Raw genomic sequence first — 18545 nt, forward strand, 5'->3', positions numbered from 1 at the left:
ACATGGATCCGGTGGTCGACGTTGTGCTGGAGCCCGGTCTTCGCTACACGGAGACGATCGAGTCGGGTGCGGGTAACCGGTCCATGCGTTACTGCCGGCTCGTGGCAGACGAGGACACGCCCGTCGGCGAGCTGGAGGTGCATTCCTTCCGGTGGCGGTTCGGTGCCGTGGCCGTCGACGCCGAGGGCATCGGCGGGGTCGAGGTCCAGCCCTCCTTCCGCCGGCGTGGCCACATGAGCCGGCTTCTCCGCCAGGCGCTGGACGGCATGTCACGGCGGGTGAACGTCGCCACGGTTTCCGACGGCATCCAGGGCGTGTACGAGAAGTTCGGCTTCGTCATGTCCGTTGCCGAGGGCCACCTGGACATTCACGTTCGCGACATCGAACGCGCCGCTGCCGCCGCCATGCTGGCCGCTGTACGCGTCCGACCCGGCTCGGCCGAGGACCTACCGGCCATGGTGGATCTCTACAACTCGACGCACGCCCACCGGCCGTGGACGCACGAACGCCCCGCGGACTGGAACCGTCTGGTACCCCAGACGACATGGCGAGCGGGCTCGGAGATCCTCGTCGTGGAGGCCGGGGGGACGCTCGCGGGATACGCGATCGTGGCGGGCCGGTCGTTCGGCGATAGTTACTTCGGGCTGACTGTCCAGGAGATGGCGGCCCGCGACACGGGCATTGCCCGGTGCCTGCTCGCCGACATTGCCAGGTCCGCATGGGAGTTGCGGGTCAGCGAGTTTCGGGTGCGGGAGCCGTTGGACGGCGTCGTCGGGCGGCTCGCGCGGCACCTGGGCTGTGGGTACAAGCAGGAGTTCCCGCCGACCGGCGGGATGATGGCCGCGATCCTGAACCGATCCGAGCTGCTGGCCACGCTCGAACCGGAACTTCGACGCCGGGACCGCGATGCCGCCGACGCCGCGATGGACGAACTGGCACGCGGCGAGCTCATCCCCGACAACGGGCTCCTGGTCCGCCTGCTCCTCGGATACTCCTCGGCCGCTGACGCGTCGACACCTGCGGCGACCATCCCAGCACGCCACCGGCGAACATGCTCGGCGTGGTTTCCGGGCGGCAGCACCGCGACGCTGCCGATGCCCTACGCGCACGCGCTGGACCGGTACTGAATCGCCTCGGCCTCGCACGCGTCTGGCCAACGACGACGACGGCAGGTTGGTGGGCTTCTACGAGTTCGAGCCGCAGGGCGAGGTGCTCGTCTACGGGCTCGGCCTACGGCCCGACCGTACCGGCCGTGGGCTCGGGGAACAGTTCGTGCGTGCCGGCCTAGCGTTCGCCCGCGAGGTCTACGCCCCGCGTCGGGTCGTGCTCGCCGTCGCCGCGTTCAACGTGCGCGCGATCCGCGTCTACCAGCGCGTCGGCTTCACCGAGACCGGCCGGCACGTGCGCACGTTCGAGCGCTACGGAGCCGTGGAGTTCATCGACATGGAGAAGCGAGCCTGATCCCCGAGGACGGGGGCAGGCAGTAGTCGTCGTACATCAGGGCGCACAGATCCTCAGGACAGCGGCGGAGCACCGTGACCACGGCGCTGTCGGTCTTGCCGTACCGGCCCAGCCACTGACGGCCCACATGGGCGGTGGCCGTGCCGTCCTTGCGGTCCCCGGAGTCGTCGACGACCAGCACCCCGCCCAGGTGCGGGGCGGTGGCCGGATCAGCCCGCAGCAGCTCCAACCGCCGGGTGTTGACCTTCTCGGGATCCCACACCGACTCGGACAGGAAGAACTGCAGCCGCTGCACCGCCGGGTGCTGCCCGGCCTGGTATGGGCTTCACTGTCTCGGAGCGCCGCATTCCCGCCACCCGCGCGGGGTGGCCATGGGACGCGGGTGCCGGACACCGCAGATCCTCGGTGTCCGGCACCCGCGCCGGCCGAGGTGAGGACTTGGACGGACGTCACCGATCGGAATCCGCTCCGGGCGCCCCCACCGACGCCGCTATAAATTGTCCTTGACGGCTTCGTCGTACCTCAGGGTCGCACCGTCCGCGCCCCTGCCGTCATCTCACGCCCAGTCCCAGTCCCAGCCGCCCTTGTCCTTCTTCTGGTCCTTGTCGTCCCATCCCTTCTTGTGGTCCTTGTCGTCCCAGCCCTTCTTGTGGTCCTTGCCGTCCCAACCCTTCTTGTGGTCCTTGCCGTCCCAACCCTTCTTGTGGTCCTTGCCGTCCCAACCCTTCTTGTGGTCCTTGCCGTCCCAACCCTTCTTGTGGTCCTTGCCGTCCCAACCCTTCTTGTGGTCCTTGCCGTCCCAGTCCTTCTTCTCCCAGCGCGCCTTCTCCCAGCTCTCCTTCTCCCAGCTCTCCTTCTCCCAGCGGATCTTGCTCCAGTGCCCCTTGGTGACGCGCTCGGCGGCGTGCTTGCCCTTCGGGCCATCGTGACCATCGAAGGCCAACGCGCTCGTGGCCGCGGGCCCTGCGGCGACAACCAAAGCCGCCGTCGTGGACAGAGCAACAACTGCGGCCCTTCTCCTTACAGACATCCCTACAACTCCCATCTCTAACGGAAACTGGCCGAATATCGTCAGCAGGGAGGACATTTCGGTCAACAAGAACCGAAATCGAATCACCGACCGATTTCGAGCGATCCGAACTCGGGCCAATTTCCGTGGAGAACCGTGCTTCCACGCAAACGACACAGCCCGCCCCGAGCCCCGGGGATCTTCCTCCCCCCGACACCTTCGGTTACGGAGAGTAATCGCTCCGCTGCGCATTGACTAGAGGCGTGCTTGATCGACTCGGGCGAGCCCATCCGGGTGGCTTCAGCGGAGTCCTCGACGGCGACACCACCTGACGGATTACCTGACGGCCCCACGATGCGGTGCCGATCAGGCTCATCGGCCTTGGCCGGCGAGGTCTGTTACATCCAGCGAAGTCAGCCGATCTTGACCGCAGATCTTCCCGTAAGCAGGCCTTCCCATGGCCTCGTCAGCCGCCCACGAGCGCCCCGGCGGCCGGCCAGCCCGCAGCGGACAGGGCCCAAGTGCCGACATAGCCCAAGGGACGTGAGCCCGCCACACACGGCGACGGGTACGCCACCCGCGGATCGCGCGACGCGCTCACTGCAGCCACCGGCACCGGCATCGCCGTCGTTATCTCCGCCGCTCCGACCGCCTTGGCGCCACCATGGTCCCCATTGGTACCGCGGGCATCAGCCACACTGAACCCGGCGGACGCACCAAACGGCAGGAAGAAACCTTCACCGACCTCGTCGCCACCGCAGCCGGCATCGCGCTCGGACAACGGGGACGCGGCGTACCGGCCGTCATCATCCACGGCGTGCACACCATCCCAGCGACGGCAGAGTATAGTTCATACTCCATCGATAAAGTCGGCCATTGCTAAATCGCGGCGGAATCTCGCGATCGGCCGAGGAAGTCACCGACAATAGTCCGGAACCTGTACCGATCAAGGCTTTGCGCAAGGTCCTCTTGTGGGGTGCCAGAAGTCGGCGCGGGCCTGTGAGCTGGGATGGTATGACGGCGCGACTGTTGGCATGATGGTCATCTATGTCCGTGTGACTGCTTTATCTGATCTTCGTTCGGGTATGTGGCTGGCTGGTTCTACTCGGCAGGTCGTCGACGTCCAAAGACATCGAGTTGCTCGTGCTACGGCACGAGGTCGCCGTCCTGCGCCGCACCCAGCCCAAGCCCCGATGGGACTGGGCGGACCGGGCGGTGCTCGCCGCGCTGATCAGGCTCCTGCCCAGGACACTGCGAGCGCACCGGCTGATCACTCCAGGGACTGTCCTGCGGTGGCACCGCCGTCTGGTCGCACGGAAATGGACCTACCCGCATCGGACCCGGACGACCACTCGTCAGCACGGAGATCGCCACGCTGATCGCGCGGCTCGCTACCGAGAACACGACGTGGGGCTACCAGCGCATCCAAGGCGAACTCCTCAAAATCGGCCACCGCGTCGGCGCATCCACGATCCGCCGGGTCCTGAAATCCCTGGGCCTCCCACCGGCGCCCAAGCGGCACACCGACACGACATGGCGGCAGTTCCTGCGCACCCAGGCATCGACGATGCCAGGGCGTGTATCGAGTTGTGATCTGTCGGTGGGATTCGCTCTCGCGGCGGGTGTGGGGCTCCAGAACTCCGATTCGCGCAGGTCACCGCTCGAATCGGGGTTCTGGAGCCCCACAGTCGGTTCTGCCTTGGTTCGCGATCTGCTACACGGTGCCACCGAGGCATTCCGTTATGGTAAAGACAGGTATGACTATTATGTTGGCACCGCCGCCGGCCTTGCCCCGGCCACAGTGGGCGCGTTGTGTGCGCGGACGTTCCGGCACGGCGCGACATTCTCCGGCAGAACCCGACACCGGAAATGCCCCGACCTCGGATTTTGCGACACTGCGCATCATTCACCGACACGTTCCATCACGCGACATTCCGTCTTGTAATCGAGCGGCTAGGGGTTCGAGTCGCCGGCTCCAGACAGATGGCCCCTGACTTGCGGTTTTACAAAGCCAAAGATCATCTTTTCAAGATCGATAGGGGTTTGGGCGCGCATTGGGCGCGCATTCGGCGGGTTTGCGCAGGGAACGATCATGAATGGGGTGTCGTCTCAGGGTGCGAGGGCCGGGACCTGCGGTTGAGACATCGTCCCGACAGTGGTTACGCTCCGTTACCATCGCGCCGTCTGCTGCCTGGAGACGCGGGCGGGACGCGACCAGAACGATGTTCATCGCCTGACGGCGGTTGATCCGCCGTCCCGCCCCCGGTCCCCGCGACGCGGGGACCGGACGTTCACGGCGCCGCCAGGGCCGATCGCGGGGTGGGGTGGGTGTGGACGTGTCCGCACGGGGCGGTGATGTCCGGGGCCTGGCGTTTGCCGACGCCCTGGGGTGCCCCCGGCGAGCGTGCGGCGGCTTGCGACGCTGCCGGATGATCCGGCCGCACTCGTGTTCGACGCCGATGGGGTCGCGCGGGGCGGATCACGGACGGGGCCTGTGTGCCCGAAGAAAATCATCGACGAGATCATGCACATAGGCGTCTGTGAACGTCTGTCCGGCGAGTAGCCGTCGGTAGATCAGTGGTCCGGCCAACTGGTCGACCGCCCGGGACGGGTCGAGTCGCGGGTCGAGCCCGCCCCGCGCGATCCCAGCTCGGACGATCTCGCCGAGGACGCGCGAGCCCTCCTGGTACAGGAACTCCTTGAGTTCGGCGTAGGCGGGGTGGGTCGGCGCACGCTCGATCATCGTCCGCATCGCCCGTTCCAGCGGGGGCTGGTGGAGCTGGCCGCGTAGAGCGTCGAGTTCACGGATCAGGTCATCGCGCAGGACGCCCGTGGGAACGGTGTGGTCGATCTCCATCTGCGCGCGGAGCACATCGCGCAGGAGCGCGATGGTGTCCGGCCAGTGCCGGTAGAGGGTCGTTCGTCCGACCCCGCTGCGGGTGGCGACCGCGACGTGGGTGACGGCCTCCCATCCGTCTTCGAGGAGAATCGCGCGGGCTGCCGCGAGGGCGGCGGCGCGGCTGCGCAACACGCGCGGATCAACGGTCCCGGCACCCGGCGAGGACACCGGTTCGCTGGCCACGTGGTGTGACCTCCCTCCGCCTTGTGGGTCGGCCCGCCCACAGTCCGACTTGCACGTCGACCCGACTTGCGCATCGACCAGTTCCGGGGCAAGCTGTTCCATATCTTCGGAACAACACGTTCCGGATCTTTCTCCGCGCCTGGAGGCCCCTGACCATGCCTGACGATCGCTTCATCATGCTCGACAAGGCGGAGGTCCGCCCGGGTCGCTTCCCCCTGCCGCCCGCCTTCGCGGTCAAGGTGAGGACGGAGGACACCGAGGGACGCTTCTCCCTGCTGGAGGTGTCGGTGGGGGTCGACATCCCTCGGCACGTCCATCTCCGGGCGGACGAGTGCATCTACGTGCTGGACGGCATGTTGGGCATCGACTTCGACGACCGGACCTACACGGCGACGGCGGGCATGTTCACGCTGCTCCCCCAGGGCGTTCCCCACGCGCTCCGCCGCGTCTCGACGCCGCCTCCTCGGGTACTGCAGATCTCCTCGCCCGGCGGGTGGGAGCGGTACCTCGAGGACCTGTTCGAGGCCGGGCCGACGGTCCTCACGGACGGAGCACTCGATCCGGTGAAGATCAACCCGATCGCCGCCAGGTACGACATCCGCTACGAGGAGCGGCCCTGGTGCGTCACCCCTGGAACGGACGGGTAGCGATCGGAGACAGCTGGTTTGCGGGCCGGGCATGTCCATCCTGCACGTGCACGTGACGAGCGGCGAGCGGCGAGCGGGTAGCCGCGTAGATGATTTTGGACGGGCGGGTGTCCTCGCCAACGTCGCGCAATAGGCACACAGCCCGTCCCCCCGTCCTGGTCGGATGGCGGTTCAACCCACACCCTTATCTGGACGGGATGTGTCCCACAGCGTGGTGTACGTGTCTGCGGCCGGGCTGTTTGCCTGCGTGCCCACCATCAACCGCCGGACCATGCCGGCGACGGGACAGCGAAGTAGCCGAGCACGTCGACGCCGTGCCGCTCTAGGTCGTCCTCGGTCAGGCCGGCGCGCTGGTGGGCCTCCCGTGGGAGCACCGAGATGTCTGGCGCGCCTATTGACAAGACGTAGATACGCGTCGTGATGCCCGAGTACCCGCCGTACCCGATGTTGTAGGGCTGGACCGTGAAGCAGTTCTGGTCGGTCAGCTCCAGCACTTCACCGGGATAAAATCTGCCGTTGCCGGGGTGATGAGCGGGCGTGGAGTCTGTCGTCGCTGGATCCGCCCACGCCGCACCCACGAAACGCCGGCCCGCGGCCGGCGGGCCGCTGAGCCTGCCACCCACCGCCGCAGACGGGTTCCACGCCGCAAAGTAGCTGTACGACGCGGCCGTCAGCCGGATGCCGGTGGTCTCGCTGCCCTGCCCGTCGATGACATCTGCCCTGGTCGGCAGCGGCAGGCTATAGCACCCGCCGGGTACGGCGGTTTCGGCGTCGGCCGCCGGCCGCGCGCCGATGGCCGGCGGCGGACCGGGTCCGCCGACTGGAGCAGCGGCTCCGGGGCCCCCTGGGCCGTAGGGCGGCAGACCCGCGGCGCCCACCGGTCCCGGCGGGGGCGGCCCGCCGCCCGGCTCCGGATTGACGGCGGAATCGCCGCCGGTCAGGACGAGCACCGCGGCGACAACGGCCGCCACAGCGGCGACGAATGCGGCACCGGCCAGCAGCCGAACGGTCCGCCACGGCAAGCCGGGCGCGGCCGGACTGCTGGCCGGTGCCGCATGTGTGGGACGGCCGACGCGTTGCGGGTCACCGGCGGGGTCGGGGCCGTCGGCCCGGGAGGGATCGTCAGCGGGATCCGGGCCCTCTGCACGCTGCGGCCGATCGAGCGGGGCAGGACAGTCTGCGGGATCGTCGGGTTCGTCACGGTCCAGGGCCTCCGGGTTGGCAACCACGGACGGGCGGGAACCGGGACCAGCCGGCCGGGCGGGCGGCTCCGCTGGTCGGGGGACCCGCGGCACAGCACGCGGGTGCAGCCGGTGCCACGCGTCCAACCAGGCGTCACGACGCGTCGGGTCGTATGTCTCCACGATCAGGGTGAGGGTCTTCAGGGTCAGCCGGCGGCGTCCGTTACGTAGGTCGTTCACCGTGGTCTTGGACAGGCCGGTGCGGCTCTCCACCGCACGGTCATAGGAGGTGCCCAGCAGGGCCAGGACCGCGTCGCGCAGCTCCTCGTCGGTCGAGACCGCCCCCAGCCCGGTACCCGGCGCCGCTACCGCCGGCTCCCGCTCCGGTCCCAGCTCTGTCATCGTCCCCTCGGCGTCATCGTCCTTCGGTCTACCTTCACCCGGCGTCCCGACCGGTGGGCGGCCACCATCACGGCATGACCATCCGCCGCGCCTCGGTCGCCTACCATCGCGGTGATTCTTCCAGGCCCACCGGGCGCGACAGGACAGGACAGGACAGACGGGACGCGATGACCTGCAGCGAAGCTCGGCCTTGCCCTGATACGCGGCTAATCTGACGACGCCGTACGGGGGGCGGCCAGCCACCGGGGACCAGACTTGGCCCGAAGGCCGGTGGCTGGCCAGGCCGCGTCCTCCGAGTGCGCGCCGTGGACACCGGGCACTGAACTCCGGCGAGTCCAGCGGCCATGCCGGCGGGCGGCGACGGGGCACTCAGCCAGGCTCGCCCGCCCCCGTGGACCACACGCCGGCCGGGGTTGACGCCCTTTATCGACCTTGAATCTGCAGGGTGGCCTTCGGCTCGTGGGGTAGTCCGCGTGTATGAGGTATGTCGAGGCGTTGCGGTCGACCGGACCGGCGTCGCGCTGCCGTCTGGATCTGCTTCCTCGACGAGACCGGCCAGTCGCTGAGACCACCGAAGGCACGGACCCGGGCACGCTGCGGCCGCACCCCGGTCGTACCGGTCTCCGCCCGCCGCCCGCCGCGGGTCGCGATCGGTCGAACACCACGACGACTGGCTGGACGTGTCCTGGCTGCCGGCGTACACCCCCGAGCTGAACCCGGTGGAAAGCCTGTGGGCGCATCTGAAGACCGGAGTGCTGGCCAACCTCACCGCCCGCAGCCTGGACCACCTGATCCGCGTCATCAGGACCGCGATCAAACGCCTTCAGTACCGCCCCGACCTGCTACGGGGCTCCTGACCGGAACCGGCCTACAACTCGAACCCTGTGGGGCTCCAGAATCGGGACTGTTCTTTCCAGACCGCCTGTACTGCAGTTGGAGACGATGTCTTCTCAATCGGACCGCCCTTCTCTTCGCTATCACCGTCCGTAGCTGGCGGCGGCCGCGCTAGGGCTTGCCGGCCTCCACGAAGCCGGACTCGTAGGCGATGATGACCGCCTGGGTACGGTCACGTGCGCCGAGCTTGGCCAGCACGCTGCTCACGTGGCTCTTGACGGTCTGGGCACCGAGGTACAGCCGGTTGGCGATCTCGTTGTTGGACAGTCCCTCGCTGATCAGCCGGAGTACGTCGGCCTCCCGGTCAGTGAGCACGGCCCGTCGCATCGTCTCGTGGGCCTCCCGGTTCGGTCGCTTGCCTGCCATGTACCGGATCGCTTCGGGAAACAGCAGGCTCTCACTGGAGACAATCGTGCGGACGGCCTGGACGATCTCCGCGGGCCGGGCTCGTTTGAGCAGGAACCCGTTGGCCCCGCTGCGGAGCGCTTCGTAAACATAGTCGTCCAGCTCGAAGGTGGTGAGCACGAGGATCTTCGGGGGGTCGGCAACGTCTGCGAGGATCTCCCGGATGGCCGCCAGCCCGTCGACCCTCGGCATCCGAATGTCCATGATTACGACGTCCGGGGTATTCTCCCGGATCAGTGGCACGACCTGTGAGCCGTCGGAGGCCTCTCCAACAACGTCGATCTCGCCACCTGACTCCAGGATGACCCGCAGCCCCACCCGCACCAGTTCCTCGTCGTCGACAAGGAGGACTGAAACCGGCACCGGGCCAGCCTGGGCGCGTTTGATGTTCGGGGTGTCGCGGACACAACCGGGATCTTCCCAGCGGCCGTCCGCTGTCACGACCGACCGTCCGCTGTGGCGGTGCCATTGTCGTAACTGGAACCGACCAGGTCGCGACGCACAGCCTGAACACCGAATCCCATGCCGAGGGGAAGCCGGGCTTCGACGATCCAGTGGTCGTCCTGGGGCTTCGCGCTGAACTCGCCGCCGAGGAGGACGGCACGTTCCCTCGCTCCTCGCAGGCCTTTGCCGTCCTGCCGCGGTGGGCTGGCAGGCCTGGCGGGCAGTGGGTTGACGACACGCAGCTCCAGGCAGGCGTCGTCCACAGCGACGTCGATCGCCACCGTGCGGCCCGGCGCATGCCGCAGTGCGTTGGTCACCGCCTCCTGCAGGATCCGGTAGGCCTCCCGCGACACGACCCCGGGGATGTCGTCGGTCCGTGGACTGACGTCGGCGAGGATCGGGGTTCCTGCGGTCCGTGCGCTGTCCAGCAGGGTGTCGAGCTCGGCCAGCGTGGGACGGGCCCGCGGTCCCATCGGGGCGTCGCGGAGGAGCCCCAGGGTCCGTTCGAGATCGTCCATGGCGCGCCGCCCGGTCTCCTCGATGACTGTCAGGGCACGGTGGACGAACGCGGGATCGGTGGCCGCGAGCTCTCTTGCCGCGCCTGCCTGCAGGATGGTCAGGGTGAGTGCATGGCCGATGGAGTCGTGCAGCTCCGCGGCGAGTCGGTTGCGTTCCAGGAGCTGCTCAGCCCGGTGCTCGACCTCCACCAGCCGCTCGGCCGGAGACGGGCCGAGGAGGGCCCGGGCCGCTCGCACCTGAAGCGCGCCGGCCGCGACGATCGTCCACATCAGGGCAAGGATCAGGGGCGGCGCCAGGAGTGGCCCCAGAAGAAGGCGATCACTGTCCAGTACCCGGATTCCGGCGACCTGCAGTGGTCCTTGCCGGAAAGGGGCAAAACCGATCTGGACGGCGAGGGTGAACCCGTTGGCCGTCAGTGCCAGGACGGCAACTCCGAGCCAGACGCGGAAGACCAGCCAAAGCCCGGTCCGCCGCCGGTCGTACAGTGTACGCGAGGGCGCGAGGCTGATCTCGGCGCCATCCCGCGGTTTCAGGAGCCATCGCGCCTGGACACCCTCCGCGTGGCGGGTCCCGGGCACGATCGCGGCGAGCGCCAGCAACGGCAATGGGGAGATCAGGCAGAAAAGCAGGGTGCGTGGCAGGGATTCGTCGAAACCGGGTACCACCATGACACAGGTGCCAGCGAAGACCCCGCCCATGGCCAGGTGCAGCCAGCGTGTGTAGACGGCTGGCCGGAGCAGGGCAGCGACAATGAGCGGCACTGCTCCATAATGCTCACCGCCACCCCCGAGCACCTCCCCCATGAGAGGGAGCGAAGTCAAGACCGCCGGGGGATCCGCTCGTAGCGTGCCATGGCGCTTACTACGACCATGACAACTAAGGAGGAACGACCGCCCCGGGCTCTCATCGACGTCCGGGATCTCACCAAACGCTACGGGCCGACCGTCGCCGTGGACCGGCTCAGCTTCCAGGTCGAACCGGGTCGCGTGACCGGTTTCCTCGGTCCCAACGGGGCGGGCAAGTCGACCACCATGCGGATGATGCTCGGGCTCGACCAGCCGACGGGCGGCGAGGTGCTCATCAGCGGCCGGCCATACGCGCAGATCGGGGAGCCGTTGCGGCACGTCGGTGCGCTCCTCGATCCGTCCGCCGTGCATCCAGGGCGGCGTGCTCGTGACCAGCTACTGGTCCTGGCCAGAAGCAACAGGATCCCGGACGCACGGGTGGACGAGATGCTCGACCGGGTGGGCCTGGCCACCGCGGCCAGACGTCGGATCGGCCGATTCTCCCTGGGGATGCGCCAGCGGCTCGGGCTCGCGGCCGCACTGCTCGGTGATCCTCGAGTGGTCATCCTGGACGAGCCGCTCAACGGCCTCGACCCCGAGGGCATCCAGTGGGTCAGGAGCCTGCTCAAGGAACTCGCCGAGGATGGGCGGGTGGTCCTGGCCTCCAGTCATCTCATGAACGAGATGGCGGTGACCGCCGACCATCTGATCGTGATCGGCAGGGGCCGTCTGCTGGCCGACGTCAGCATGACCGAGTTCGGCGCCCGGTACGGCCGCGGCCGGGTACGGCTGCGCACGACCAGGCCCGAACAGCTGGGCAAGGCCCTGGCCGCCGAGGGGTTCGCCCTGACACCGACGAACAGCGGGACGTGGGAGGTACCTGACGCCCAGCCGGACCAGATCGGTGCGGTCGCCGCACGCGAAGGCGTGCCACTTCAGGAGCTTGCGCTGCACAGCGACTCCCTGGAGGAGGCGTTCCTGCGCATGACCGCGCACTCCACCGAGTTCACCGCCGCCGGACGGGAGGGCGCTCTGACATGAGCTTGCGACCGGTGCTGTACTCGGAGTGGACCAAGATCAGGTCTCTCCGTTCCCTCGTCTGGTCGCTGGCACTGGCCGCCGTCATGCTCGTCGGCTTCGGTGCCCTCGTCTGCGGAGCCTACGGCGACGCCGAGGCCGCCGAAGCGGACTACGATCCGCTGGCGGTGGGCTTCTGGAGCCTGAACTTCGCCCAGATCGCGCTGGCTGTCTTCGCGATGCTGTCCCTCGGCGGCGAGTACGAGAAGGGCACAATCACCACCTCGCTCACCGCCGTTCCCCAGCGGACCCTCTTCTACCTGGGCAAGCTCCTGGTCGCTGCTGGCCTGTCACTGGCGGTTGCCCTCCTGGCAGCACCGCTGACGTTCTTCCTGACCCAGGGTCTGCTGGACGAGCACGGGGTGTCCCTCCGCGATGCCGGCGCAGCGCGCGGCGTGATTTCTCTGATTCTCTACTTTCCGCTGCTGACTCTTCTGTGCATGGGCCTCGCCGCGATGACCCGTTCCGTGGCTGCGACGTTGGGCCTGTTCCTGCCGTTCCTCTTCCTGCTCTCCCCACTGAGCATGGAGGTTCCCGGCCTGTGGACTATCACCCAGTTCCTGCCCGACCGGGCTGGGCTGTACGCGGTCATGAACCTCCAGCCGGACCCCGACGTCCTTTACAACCCGCGGCTTGGCCTGTCCATCATGGCTGTCTGGGCGGCGGTCGCGGTCTTCGGTGGCTGGCGTGCCCTGCGCAGCCGTGACACGTGACCACCGAGAGCGGACGTAGCCGTTGGGGAAATAATTATTCGCCGCCGGGACCCCCGATGGCTCACCACTGCTTCCCATTCAGTCCACTAAAGACGAGAGGATCTCGCGACGCCGATTCTACGGGATGCCCGACGCCGAACGGATTCAAGGGCGGACAGACCGAACCGTCGCCTGAACTTCCAGCGGCGCCACGTATCGGGCATTCATGCTAAGGTGTGTCCTTCTATCTGCCGGGTACTCGGAGACCGAGGATCCAGAGCGAAGGGCGGGGCGTGGCGGAAGACCACGAAAACCCAGGAGAACAACCAGAGAAAGCCGTTCCCCCGTCCGCAGCCCTACCTCCTGCGCCTGGGTTGCCGTCGCCATCCTCATCGGCGGAGGACTCGCGCCCCCCAGCCCCCGGACCTGGCAGTTCCCCGGCGGACCCGGCGGCGGCGGGGTGGAGTGCACCCACCCCTGGCACGGCACCGCCGGGAGCTCCGCCCCATGTTCCGGTTGCTCCGTGGCCCGCCTACGGCTGGTATCCGCCGCCGCCGATGCCTCCGTCGTCGCCACGATGGCAGGGCTGGCTGCTGGTCGCCGTCGCGGTCCTGGCCGGTGCCGCCGTCGCGTTGAGCGCGGTCGCGGTGATTCGCAGCGACATCGACAGTGATGAAGTGGCCCGTGACGTCGTACGCGAAATGAATGCCCCGTTCACCGATGAGGAGTTCTACGGACCGACCTCGGATCTGTCGGCGGGTGGCGCGGGTCTCTCCGGGCCGGCCGAATGCCCTGAATCCGCTGGTCCGGCAAGTTCAGGAACCGAGGCGGCTCAGCGTTCACCGGATGAGCTCGACCCCGTTGTCGCCGCAGGAGACACGGTGGTCATTCAGTACAAAATACTGGGTTGCGAGCAGCCCACAGGTATCGCGCTCACGGTCGAGAACGTGCGCGAACAGCCCACCGCGCCAAGCGACGAGTACCCGCAGAAGCCTGAAAATGGTGTCTATCTCGTCGCGGATGTCTCTGCCGAGGTGACCAGCGATTACATCACGCCGGACTGGTTCATGTTCTCCGCGGTGGGACCAGACAACACCATAGCCTGCCCGCTCTTCTCGGAGGATATGTTCCCCACCGAACCGCCCTCTGCTGGCACCACCGTCACGACAACGCTCGTCTTCGACGTCACCAAGGATTTTGGCGTCCTCCGGTTCGACGACTCCGCCCCCGGCAGCGTCACCTGGCGCTACTGATCTGCCCGGCAACGTCGGCGATGTTGCCATACCACAGCCCGGCAGGTCCGCTGATCTCCGTCTCAGGTGTGCCGCATCAGTTCGGCCGCCTTGGGCGAGGAGCGCGGGACGTGCCGGACTCGGCGAGCGCCGCGGCGAGGAGGGCTGCCGCGGCGGCTCGCGGGGAAAGGGCGACTGTGGGGTCGCGGTCGATGTTGGCGGCGAGTCCCGCGCCGTCGTGGACAAGTTGCAGCTGGCGCCCGAGAGCCTCCGGGCCACGGACGCCGGTTGCCGCGGCAAGGCCGTGAAAGTCGGGATCCTTGAACAACTCCCCCTGCGCGTCGAAGACGGCGAGCAGCTTTCTCGCGGGGATCGTCCACCGCGTCGATCACCGCGCTGAGCCGCCGGGTGGTGCCTTCGTGGCGCGATTGCGGAGCGGACGTTGAGGTCGATGCAAGACTGGGACGGTGACCGAACACTGCGATGCGGACGGCCATGCCGGTTACGACTTCTGCGTGTCGTATGCGCTGGCGGACACGGCCTGGGCGACGTGGATTGCCTGGACGCTGGAGGAGACCGGGTACCGGGTTCAGATCCGAGCCTGGGATTCCGTTCCCGGATCCCACTGGGTTGCGGCCATCGACGACGGCCTGCAACGGTCCGACCGGACGATCGCGGTGCTGTCCGACAACTACCTTCGTTCAGAGCTGCACCAAGCGGAATGGCGGGCTGCCTGGGCCGACGACCCGACGGGCCGGAGCCGACGGCTTCTCGTCGCCCGGGTCACGGACTGCGCGCCGCCGGGGCTGCTCGGCTCGGTCGTCCCGGTCGACCTATTCGGCCGGCCGCGGGATGTCGCTCGTTTTCAGCTGCTGTGGGCGGCGGGGCTGGCGGTCTCGGGCGGACGGGGAAAGCCCACTTCCGCGCCGCCGTACCCGCAGGACGACAGGGTGGTGTCCGTCCAGCCGTCGTTTCCCGGTCCGGAGGCGCCGGATTCCGCAGGGCACGGCGCCATGTTCTTCTCCTGTCCCGAGCCGCGCCTTTCCCTTGCCGGCGCGCCGAGTGTGCTGCTGCGGCCCGAGCACAGTGTCGCGCCGTTCGTCGAGCTCGACGGCGACCGGGCGGCGCTGCGGCTGTGGGCGGCCGGATCGGACCCGGTCTCCGTGCGGCTGCTGAAGGGTGCGGCCGGCTCGGGCAAGACCCGGCTGGCGATGCGGGTCTGCGCGGAGCTGAGCGAGCGGGGCTGGCTGACGGTGGTGGTCAACTCGTCGTTGAGCCCAGCCCAGCTTCAGTGCCTGTGCGAGTCCGACGTCCCGGTGCTGGTGGTCGTCGACAGCGCCGAGCTCCGTCTCGACCAGGCCGTTCTGGTCGCCGCCGCACTTGTGGAGGGGACCGCGCCTGGTGCCTCGCCGCGGCGGCTGCTCCTCCTCACCCGGTCCACCGAGCTGTTGCTGGAGGATCTGTGGTCGCTGGCCGATAGCCGGGCCGACGCTGGGGCCGCCGATCTGTTCCGGGCGGCCCGGGTTCAGGCGAAGACGCCGCTTCCGGCCGGGGCCGACGCGCGACACGTCCACTTTGAGGCTGCCTACACGGCGTTCCGTGTCGAGCTGCGGCAGATCGGGCCGATCGCCGCGCCTCCGGCTGATCTCGTCGACCTTCACTCGGTGCTGGACGTCCACGCGGCGGCGCTGAACGCGTGTCTCGACAGCACCCGCGGCTCCCGGGCCCCGCTTGCCACGCTCCTGGATCATGAGCGGCGCCGCTGGCCCGGAGGCGATCGTGGCGGCGGCCGTCCTCGGCCGGGTCTGACCGACAGGATCTGCGCGCTGGCCACACTCCTGCGGCCTGGCTCCTTCCTGTCGGCGGAGGCGTTGTCGGCCCAGCTGCCCGGGATCCTCGGTGTCGACGCCGAGCGGATTCGGCGGTGTCAGGACGAGCTCGGTGCGCTCTATCCGGGTCGATGGAGGTTCGATCAGATCCGGCCCGACGCATACGGGGAACACGTGGCCGCCGGCACTCTGGTAGCCGACCCTTCGCTTGCTCGTGCCCTGGGCCGTCTCTGTTCTGCCGAGCAGGCGGCGGACGTCCTCGCGGTGCTCGGCTGCGCGCTGCCCCGCCATCCGGAGCTGGCCACGACGATCGTGGAGATGCTGCGGACGAGGCCCGACGAACTGGTTCTCGTGGCGGCCGACGTCGCGACCCGCCTGCCTGACCCGGAACAGTTCGCACGGACCACCGCCGACGCGTTTGACGACGCGACCATCCGCCAGCTCACGCTCGTCACGGCGACGGCGCTGGCCGAGCGGGTACGGCGCGGCGGCCGGGAACTCGGCCCGCTGCGTGGCCTGACCCTGCGTGCGTCGGCCGCGGGCGGACGCAGGCTGACCGCGGGTTTCACCGAACCGGCGGCGCCGGATCCCACAACGGCCGGCCTGGCCAGGGTTGCCGAACGAGTGACCGACGGCATTGTCGATCTTCTTGTGGGCCTTGTCGACCCAGGTTCCGGGCGCATGCCTCCGCAGGCTGACGGAAGTCCGAACATCGCACCAGATCTCCTTGGCACGCTTTTTGACCTCCAACGACATTTCCGGAGGTCGGATCCCGAGACGAAGTGAGGCTGCTGCCGTCGCCGGTTCGGTCCTTCGCAGTGGTTCCACGTGGCCCCCTCCCGGTCAGCGGATGCTCGGGGGACTCTGTCTAGCGCTGAATCCAGAGTTCCTCGGGCTGAAGTGAGCCGAGGCCGTACTGTACGAGTCCGCCGACGTTCTTGCTCGAGAAGGCGCTGGGTGCCGCCTGCGCGAGGAAGACCACCGGGGTCAGCTCTGCCAGCCGTTCCTGCAGTGTCCCGTAGGCGGATTCGCGCTCGGGCTCCGAAGTCGCGGTGCGCGCGGCCGCGAGGCTTTCGTTGAGTGCCGGGTCGTTGATGCCGGGCAGGTTCGCCGCCGAGGTCCCGTGGAAGGTCGTCCACAGCCGCGGTTCGGGGTCCCGGAAGAAGGCCGACGAGACGAGCACGTCGAAGTCGTGGGTGGTGCGCAGCGCGGCCAGCTCCGCGACCTCGATGGTCTTGATCTTGACGGTGACGTTCTTGAAGCTGCTGAGCTGGGCCTGGATGTTCTCCGCGATCGCCTTGCCATCCGTCGTGGGGACGCTGGAGAAGACGAAGGACAGCGGTTTGCCGTCGGCGGCCAGCTCGTCGAGGAGCCGTTGCGCCCGTGCACGGTCCGTTGTCGCCAGCGGCGTGTCCGAGTAGTAAGGAGAGTCCTTACTGAACAGTGTGTCGACGGGCTCGCCGGTCCCGCTGTAGACAGCCTGGTTGAGTGCGTCCCTGTCGATTGCCGCGGCGAGGGCCTGGCGGGCGCGGACGTCGTCGAAGGGTGCCCTGCGTGTGTTCAGCGCCATGAAGATGCCGCCGCCGGTCGGTATGAGGTTCGTCGGCAGGCCGGCCTGCTCGGCTTTGTCGAGGTTGACCCAGCTCGACTCGACGGCCGCGTCCGCGCCCCCGGTGAGCACCGTGTTGTAGCGCTGGCTGCTGTCGAGGGCCGCGCGGAGGGTGAGACGGTCGAGGTAGGGCTTGGGGGCGTCCCAGTAGCGGGGGTTCTTGACCAGTTCCATGGCGGCCTGGCGTGTCCAGCTCCGCAGGGTGAATGGCCCGGCGCCGATCGGGTTCGCGTCGAAGGCCTGCGGCCCCTTCTCCAGGGCGGTCGGCGAGGCGATCCAGTTCAGGGACGAGGTGAGGACGGCTTGGGCGTACTTCGGCACCGGCGTGGCCATGGTGATCTTCAAGGTGGTGTCATCGACCACGTCGGATGAGGCGATCATCGACGCCTCCGACCGGGAGATGGCGGCGGTGGCCGGGTTCTTGAGCCTGTCCCAGTTGAACTTCACGGCTTCGGCGTCCAGTGAGGTTCCGTCGGAGAACACCAGACCCGACCGCAGTTTCAGCTCGAATGTCGCCCCGGCGTCGGTGGTCTGGAAGGACTCGGCCATCGAGTACCGTATTTTGCCGCCCGGGTCGGTCATCAGCGTTCCGTACAGCGCGTTTCCCACAACACCGGTGGTTGCGTAGGCGTTGCCGAGAGCCGCCGGGTCGAGGCTGCGCGGATCGCTGAGGGTGAGAATTCTTCCCTCGCCACCGGCAACCGGTTCGCCGGAGGCACCCGAGGACGGGCCGGTGTCGCCACCTCCCCCGCAGGCGCCCAGGGCCAGCGTTGCGCAACAGACGGCAGCGGTGACGAGTAATCGTACTTTGGGGATCACAACGGACCTCTTGTCAACGTTCGAGACAGATGAAAAGGGACGGAGCCAAAAAGACCTGGGCGAGCGCGGGTCCGGGCGGACGGCAGTGACATGAGGTGTTCGGACGGAAGGCCGGCTGGTAGCCAGAAGGCGGCCACCTGCCGGTCGCAGTCAGTCCGAGGCCGGAAGGATTTTGGGTTTGACCAGTTCCAGGGGCACGCCGTCGAGTTCCAGCACCCCGGCGCCCTGCCGGACGCAGAGGGCCTCGAAAGTGCCCCCCGGGGCCCGGTACCGCTTGCCGAGAAGAGTGCGATCCTCCTCCGGCTGGCCCGGCCGGGCGCCGGTGGCGTGAACGTCCTCTGCGGTCATGGGTTTCCCCCCGCAGGTGAGAACGCCGCTTCCTCCCTTGGTCACGATCACCTCGGTCGTGCAGGTGACGCTGTGAAGGCGGGTACCCGCCCTGAATTCCGTCACCGGGC

General features: G+C 68.3%; 17 protein-coding genes and 2 pseudogenes. 10 read left to right on the plus strand and 9 right to left on the minus strand.

Annotation, left to right across the window (positions count from 1 at the left end):
* Positions 1-2: 2 nt before the first annotated feature.
* Both FRANEAN1_RS31560 and FRANEAN1_RS31565 read left to right on the plus strand, forming a co-directional pair.
* The gene (locus tag FRANEAN1_RS31560) at positions 3-1127 is read left to right on the plus strand and encodes a GNAT family N-acetyltransferase (protein ID WP_020463756.1); all 1125 of its coding nucleotides are present in this window, start codon (positions 3-5) and stop codon (positions 1125-1127) included.
* A complete protein-coding gene (locus FRANEAN1_RS31565; protein ID WP_083788582.1) occupies positions 1018-1461 on the plus strand; it encodes a GNAT family protein in 444 nt (147 codons plus the stop codon). The genes FRANEAN1_RS31560 and FRANEAN1_RS31565 overlap by 110 nt, the downstream gene beginning before the upstream one ends.
* Here the strand turns inward: FRANEAN1_RS31565 and FRANEAN1_RS31570 are convergent.
* On the minus strand, positions 1436-1756 hold the full coding sequence (locus tag FRANEAN1_RS31570) for a transposase (protein ID WP_020463757.1): 321 nt from the start codon (positions 1754-1756) through the stop codon (positions 1436-1438). The genes FRANEAN1_RS31565 and FRANEAN1_RS31570 overlap by 26 nt on opposite strands.
* Positions 1757-2017: 261 nt before the next feature.
* Entirely contained in the window at positions 2018-2548 is a 531-nt protein-coding gene (locus FRANEAN1_RS31575; RefSeq protein ID WP_157472863.1) for a hypothetical protein, read from the minus strand.
* Positions 2549-3057: 509 nt separating this feature from the next.
* Here FRANEAN1_RS31575 and FRANEAN1_RS44255 point away from each other — a divergent pair.
* Positions 3058-3353: pseudogene (locus tag FRANEAN1_RS44255) on the plus strand (coenzyme F420-0:L-glutamate ligase); the annotation flags it as partial.
* 176 nt (positions 3354-3529) lie between these two features.
* Positions 3530-4040: pseudogene (locus FRANEAN1_RS44260) on the plus strand (transposase); the annotation flags it as partial.
* A 909-nt stretch (positions 4041-4949) separates the two neighbouring features.
* On the opposite strand, the gene FRANEAN1_RS31585 reads toward FRANEAN1_RS44260, so the two are convergent.
* Complete coding sequence (locus FRANEAN1_RS31585) at positions 4950-5552, minus strand: TetR/AcrR family transcriptional regulator (protein WP_020463759.1); 603 nt, start codon at positions 5550-5552, stop codon at positions 4950-4952.
* Between the two features lie 155 nt (positions 5553-5707).
* Here FRANEAN1_RS31585 and FRANEAN1_RS31590 point away from each other — a divergent pair, with 155 nt between their 5' ends.
* Positions 5708-6199 (plus strand): cupin domain-containing protein, encoded by a 492-nt coding sequence (locus FRANEAN1_RS31590; protein WP_020463760.1) that lies wholly within the window; start codon positions 5708-5710, stop codon positions 6197-6199.
* A 257-nt stretch (positions 6200-6456) separates the two neighbouring features.
* On the opposite strand, the gene FRANEAN1_RS31595 is transcribed toward FRANEAN1_RS31590, so the two are convergent.
* Entirely contained in the window at positions 6457-7782 is a 1326-nt protein-coding gene (locus FRANEAN1_RS31595) for a transcriptional regulator (protein ID WP_020463761.1), read from the minus strand.
* A 680-nt stretch (positions 7783-8462) separates the two neighbouring features.
* On the opposite strand from FRANEAN1_RS31595, the gene FRANEAN1_RS44265 reads away from it, so the two are divergent.
* The gene (locus FRANEAN1_RS44265) at positions 8463-8639 is read left to right on the plus strand and encodes a transposase (RefSeq protein ID WP_347176696.1); all 177 of its coding nucleotides are present in this window, start codon (positions 8463-8465) and stop codon (positions 8637-8639) included.
* 148 nt (positions 8640-8787) lie between these two features.
* On the opposite strand, the gene FRANEAN1_RS31605 is transcribed toward FRANEAN1_RS44265, so the two are convergent.
* The gene (locus FRANEAN1_RS31605) at positions 8788-9444 is read right to left on the minus strand and encodes a response regulator transcription factor (protein WP_063748418.1); all 657 of its coding nucleotides are present in this window, start codon (positions 9442-9444) and stop codon (positions 8788-8790) included.
* Positions 9445-9518: 74 nt separating this feature from the next.
* The gene (locus tag FRANEAN1_RS31610; protein ID WP_041254993.1) at positions 9519-10805 is read right to left on the minus strand and encodes a histidine kinase; all 1287 of its coding nucleotides are present in this window, start codon (positions 10803-10805) and stop codon (positions 9519-9521) included.
* 108 nt (positions 10806-10913) lie between these two features.
* On the opposite strand from FRANEAN1_RS31610, the gene FRANEAN1_RS31615 reads away from it, so the two are divergent.
* The 3 genes from FRANEAN1_RS31615 (at position 10914) to FRANEAN1_RS31625 (ending at position 13851) form a co-directional block, all read left to right on the plus strand.
* The gene (locus FRANEAN1_RS31615) at positions 10914-11870 is read left to right on the plus strand and encodes an ATP-binding cassette domain-containing protein (protein ID WP_020463764.1); all 957 of its coding nucleotides are present in this window, start codon (positions 10914-10916) and stop codon (positions 11868-11870) included.
* A complete protein-coding gene (locus tag FRANEAN1_RS31620; protein WP_020463765.1) occupies positions 11867-12619 on the plus strand; it encodes an ABC transporter permease in 753 nt (250 codons plus the stop codon). Before FRANEAN1_RS31615 ends, FRANEAN1_RS31620 begins: the two co-directional genes overlap by 4 nt.
* Before the next feature lie 536 nt (positions 12620-13155).
* On the plus strand, positions 13156-13851 hold the full coding sequence (locus tag FRANEAN1_RS31625) for a hypothetical protein (RefSeq protein WP_041254994.1): 696 nt from the start codon (positions 13156-13158) through the stop codon (positions 13849-13851).
* Positions 13852-13927: 76 nt separating this feature from the next.
* On the opposite strand, the gene FRANEAN1_RS39860 is transcribed toward FRANEAN1_RS31625, so the two are convergent.
* On the minus strand, positions 13928-14158 hold the full coding sequence (locus FRANEAN1_RS39860) for a hypothetical protein (protein WP_020463767.1): 231 nt from the start codon (positions 14156-14158) through the stop codon (positions 13928-13930).
* Between the two features lie 139 nt (positions 14159-14297).
* Here FRANEAN1_RS39860 and FRANEAN1_RS31630 point away from each other — a divergent pair, with 139 nt between their 5' ends.
* Positions 14298-16445 carry a TIR domain-containing protein gene (locus FRANEAN1_RS31630; RefSeq protein ID WP_020463768.1) on the plus strand — a complete coding sequence of 716 codons (2148 nt, stop codon included), beginning with the start codon at positions 14298-14300 and terminating at the stop codon, positions 16443-16445.
* Between the two features lie 82 nt (positions 16446-16527).
* Here the strand turns inward: FRANEAN1_RS31630 and FRANEAN1_RS31635 are convergent, their stop codons facing one another.
* Positions 16528-18087, minus strand: coding sequence for an ABC transporter substrate-binding protein (locus FRANEAN1_RS31635; RefSeq protein ID WP_020463769.1), 1560 nt, complete (start codon positions 18085-18087; stop codon positions 16528-16530).
* Positions 18088-18237: 150 nt separating this feature from the next.
* Positions 18238-18435, minus strand: a complete 198-nt coding sequence (locus FRANEAN1_RS44270; RefSeq protein WP_347176826.1) for a hypothetical protein — start codon at positions 18433-18435, stop codon at positions 18238-18240.
* Positions 18436-18545: the final 110 nt, after the last annotated feature.

Source organism: Parafrankia sp. EAN1pec, assembly GCF_000018005.1.
Lineage (GTDB): Bacteria > Actinomycetota > Actinomycetes > Frankiales > Frankiaceae > Parafrankia > Parafrankia soli.

What these genes read in the sequence shown, in the direction of transcription:
- FRANEAN1_RS31575 (WP_157472863.1), bottom strand. Translation starts at nt 2,548, where the DNA reads ATGTCCTCCCTGCTGACGATATTCGGCCAGTTTCCGTTAGAGATGGGA.
- FRANEAN1_RS31615 (WP_020463764.1), top strand. Translation starts at nt 10,914, where the DNA reads ATGACAACTAAGGAGGAACGACCGCCCCGGGCTCTCATCGACGTCCGG.
- FRANEAN1_RS44270 (WP_347176826.1), bottom strand. Translation starts at nt 18,435, where the DNA reads ATGACCGCAGAGGACGTTCACGCCACCGGCGCCCGGCCGGGCCAGCCG.
- FRANEAN1_RS31625 (WP_041254994.1), top strand. Translation starts at nt 13,156, where the DNA reads ATGCCTCCGTCGTCGCCACGATGGCAGGGCTGGCTGCTGGTCGCCGTC.
- FRANEAN1_RS31595 (WP_020463761.1), bottom strand. Translation starts at nt 7,782, where the DNA reads ATGACAGAGCTGGGACCGGAGCGGGAGCCGGCGGTAGCGGCGCCGGGT.
- FRANEAN1_RS31560 (WP_020463756.1), top strand. Translation starts at nt 3, where the DNA reads ATGGATCCGGTGGTCGACGTTGTGCTGGAGCCCGGTCTTCGCTACACG.
- FRANEAN1_RS31620 (WP_020463765.1), top strand. Translation starts at nt 11,867, where the DNA reads ATGAGCTTGCGACCGGTGCTGTACTCGGAGTGGACCAAGATCAGGTCT.
- FRANEAN1_RS31590 (WP_020463760.1), top strand. Translation starts at nt 5,708, where the DNA reads ATGCCTGACGATCGCTTCATCATGCTCGACAAGGCGGAGGTCCGCCCG.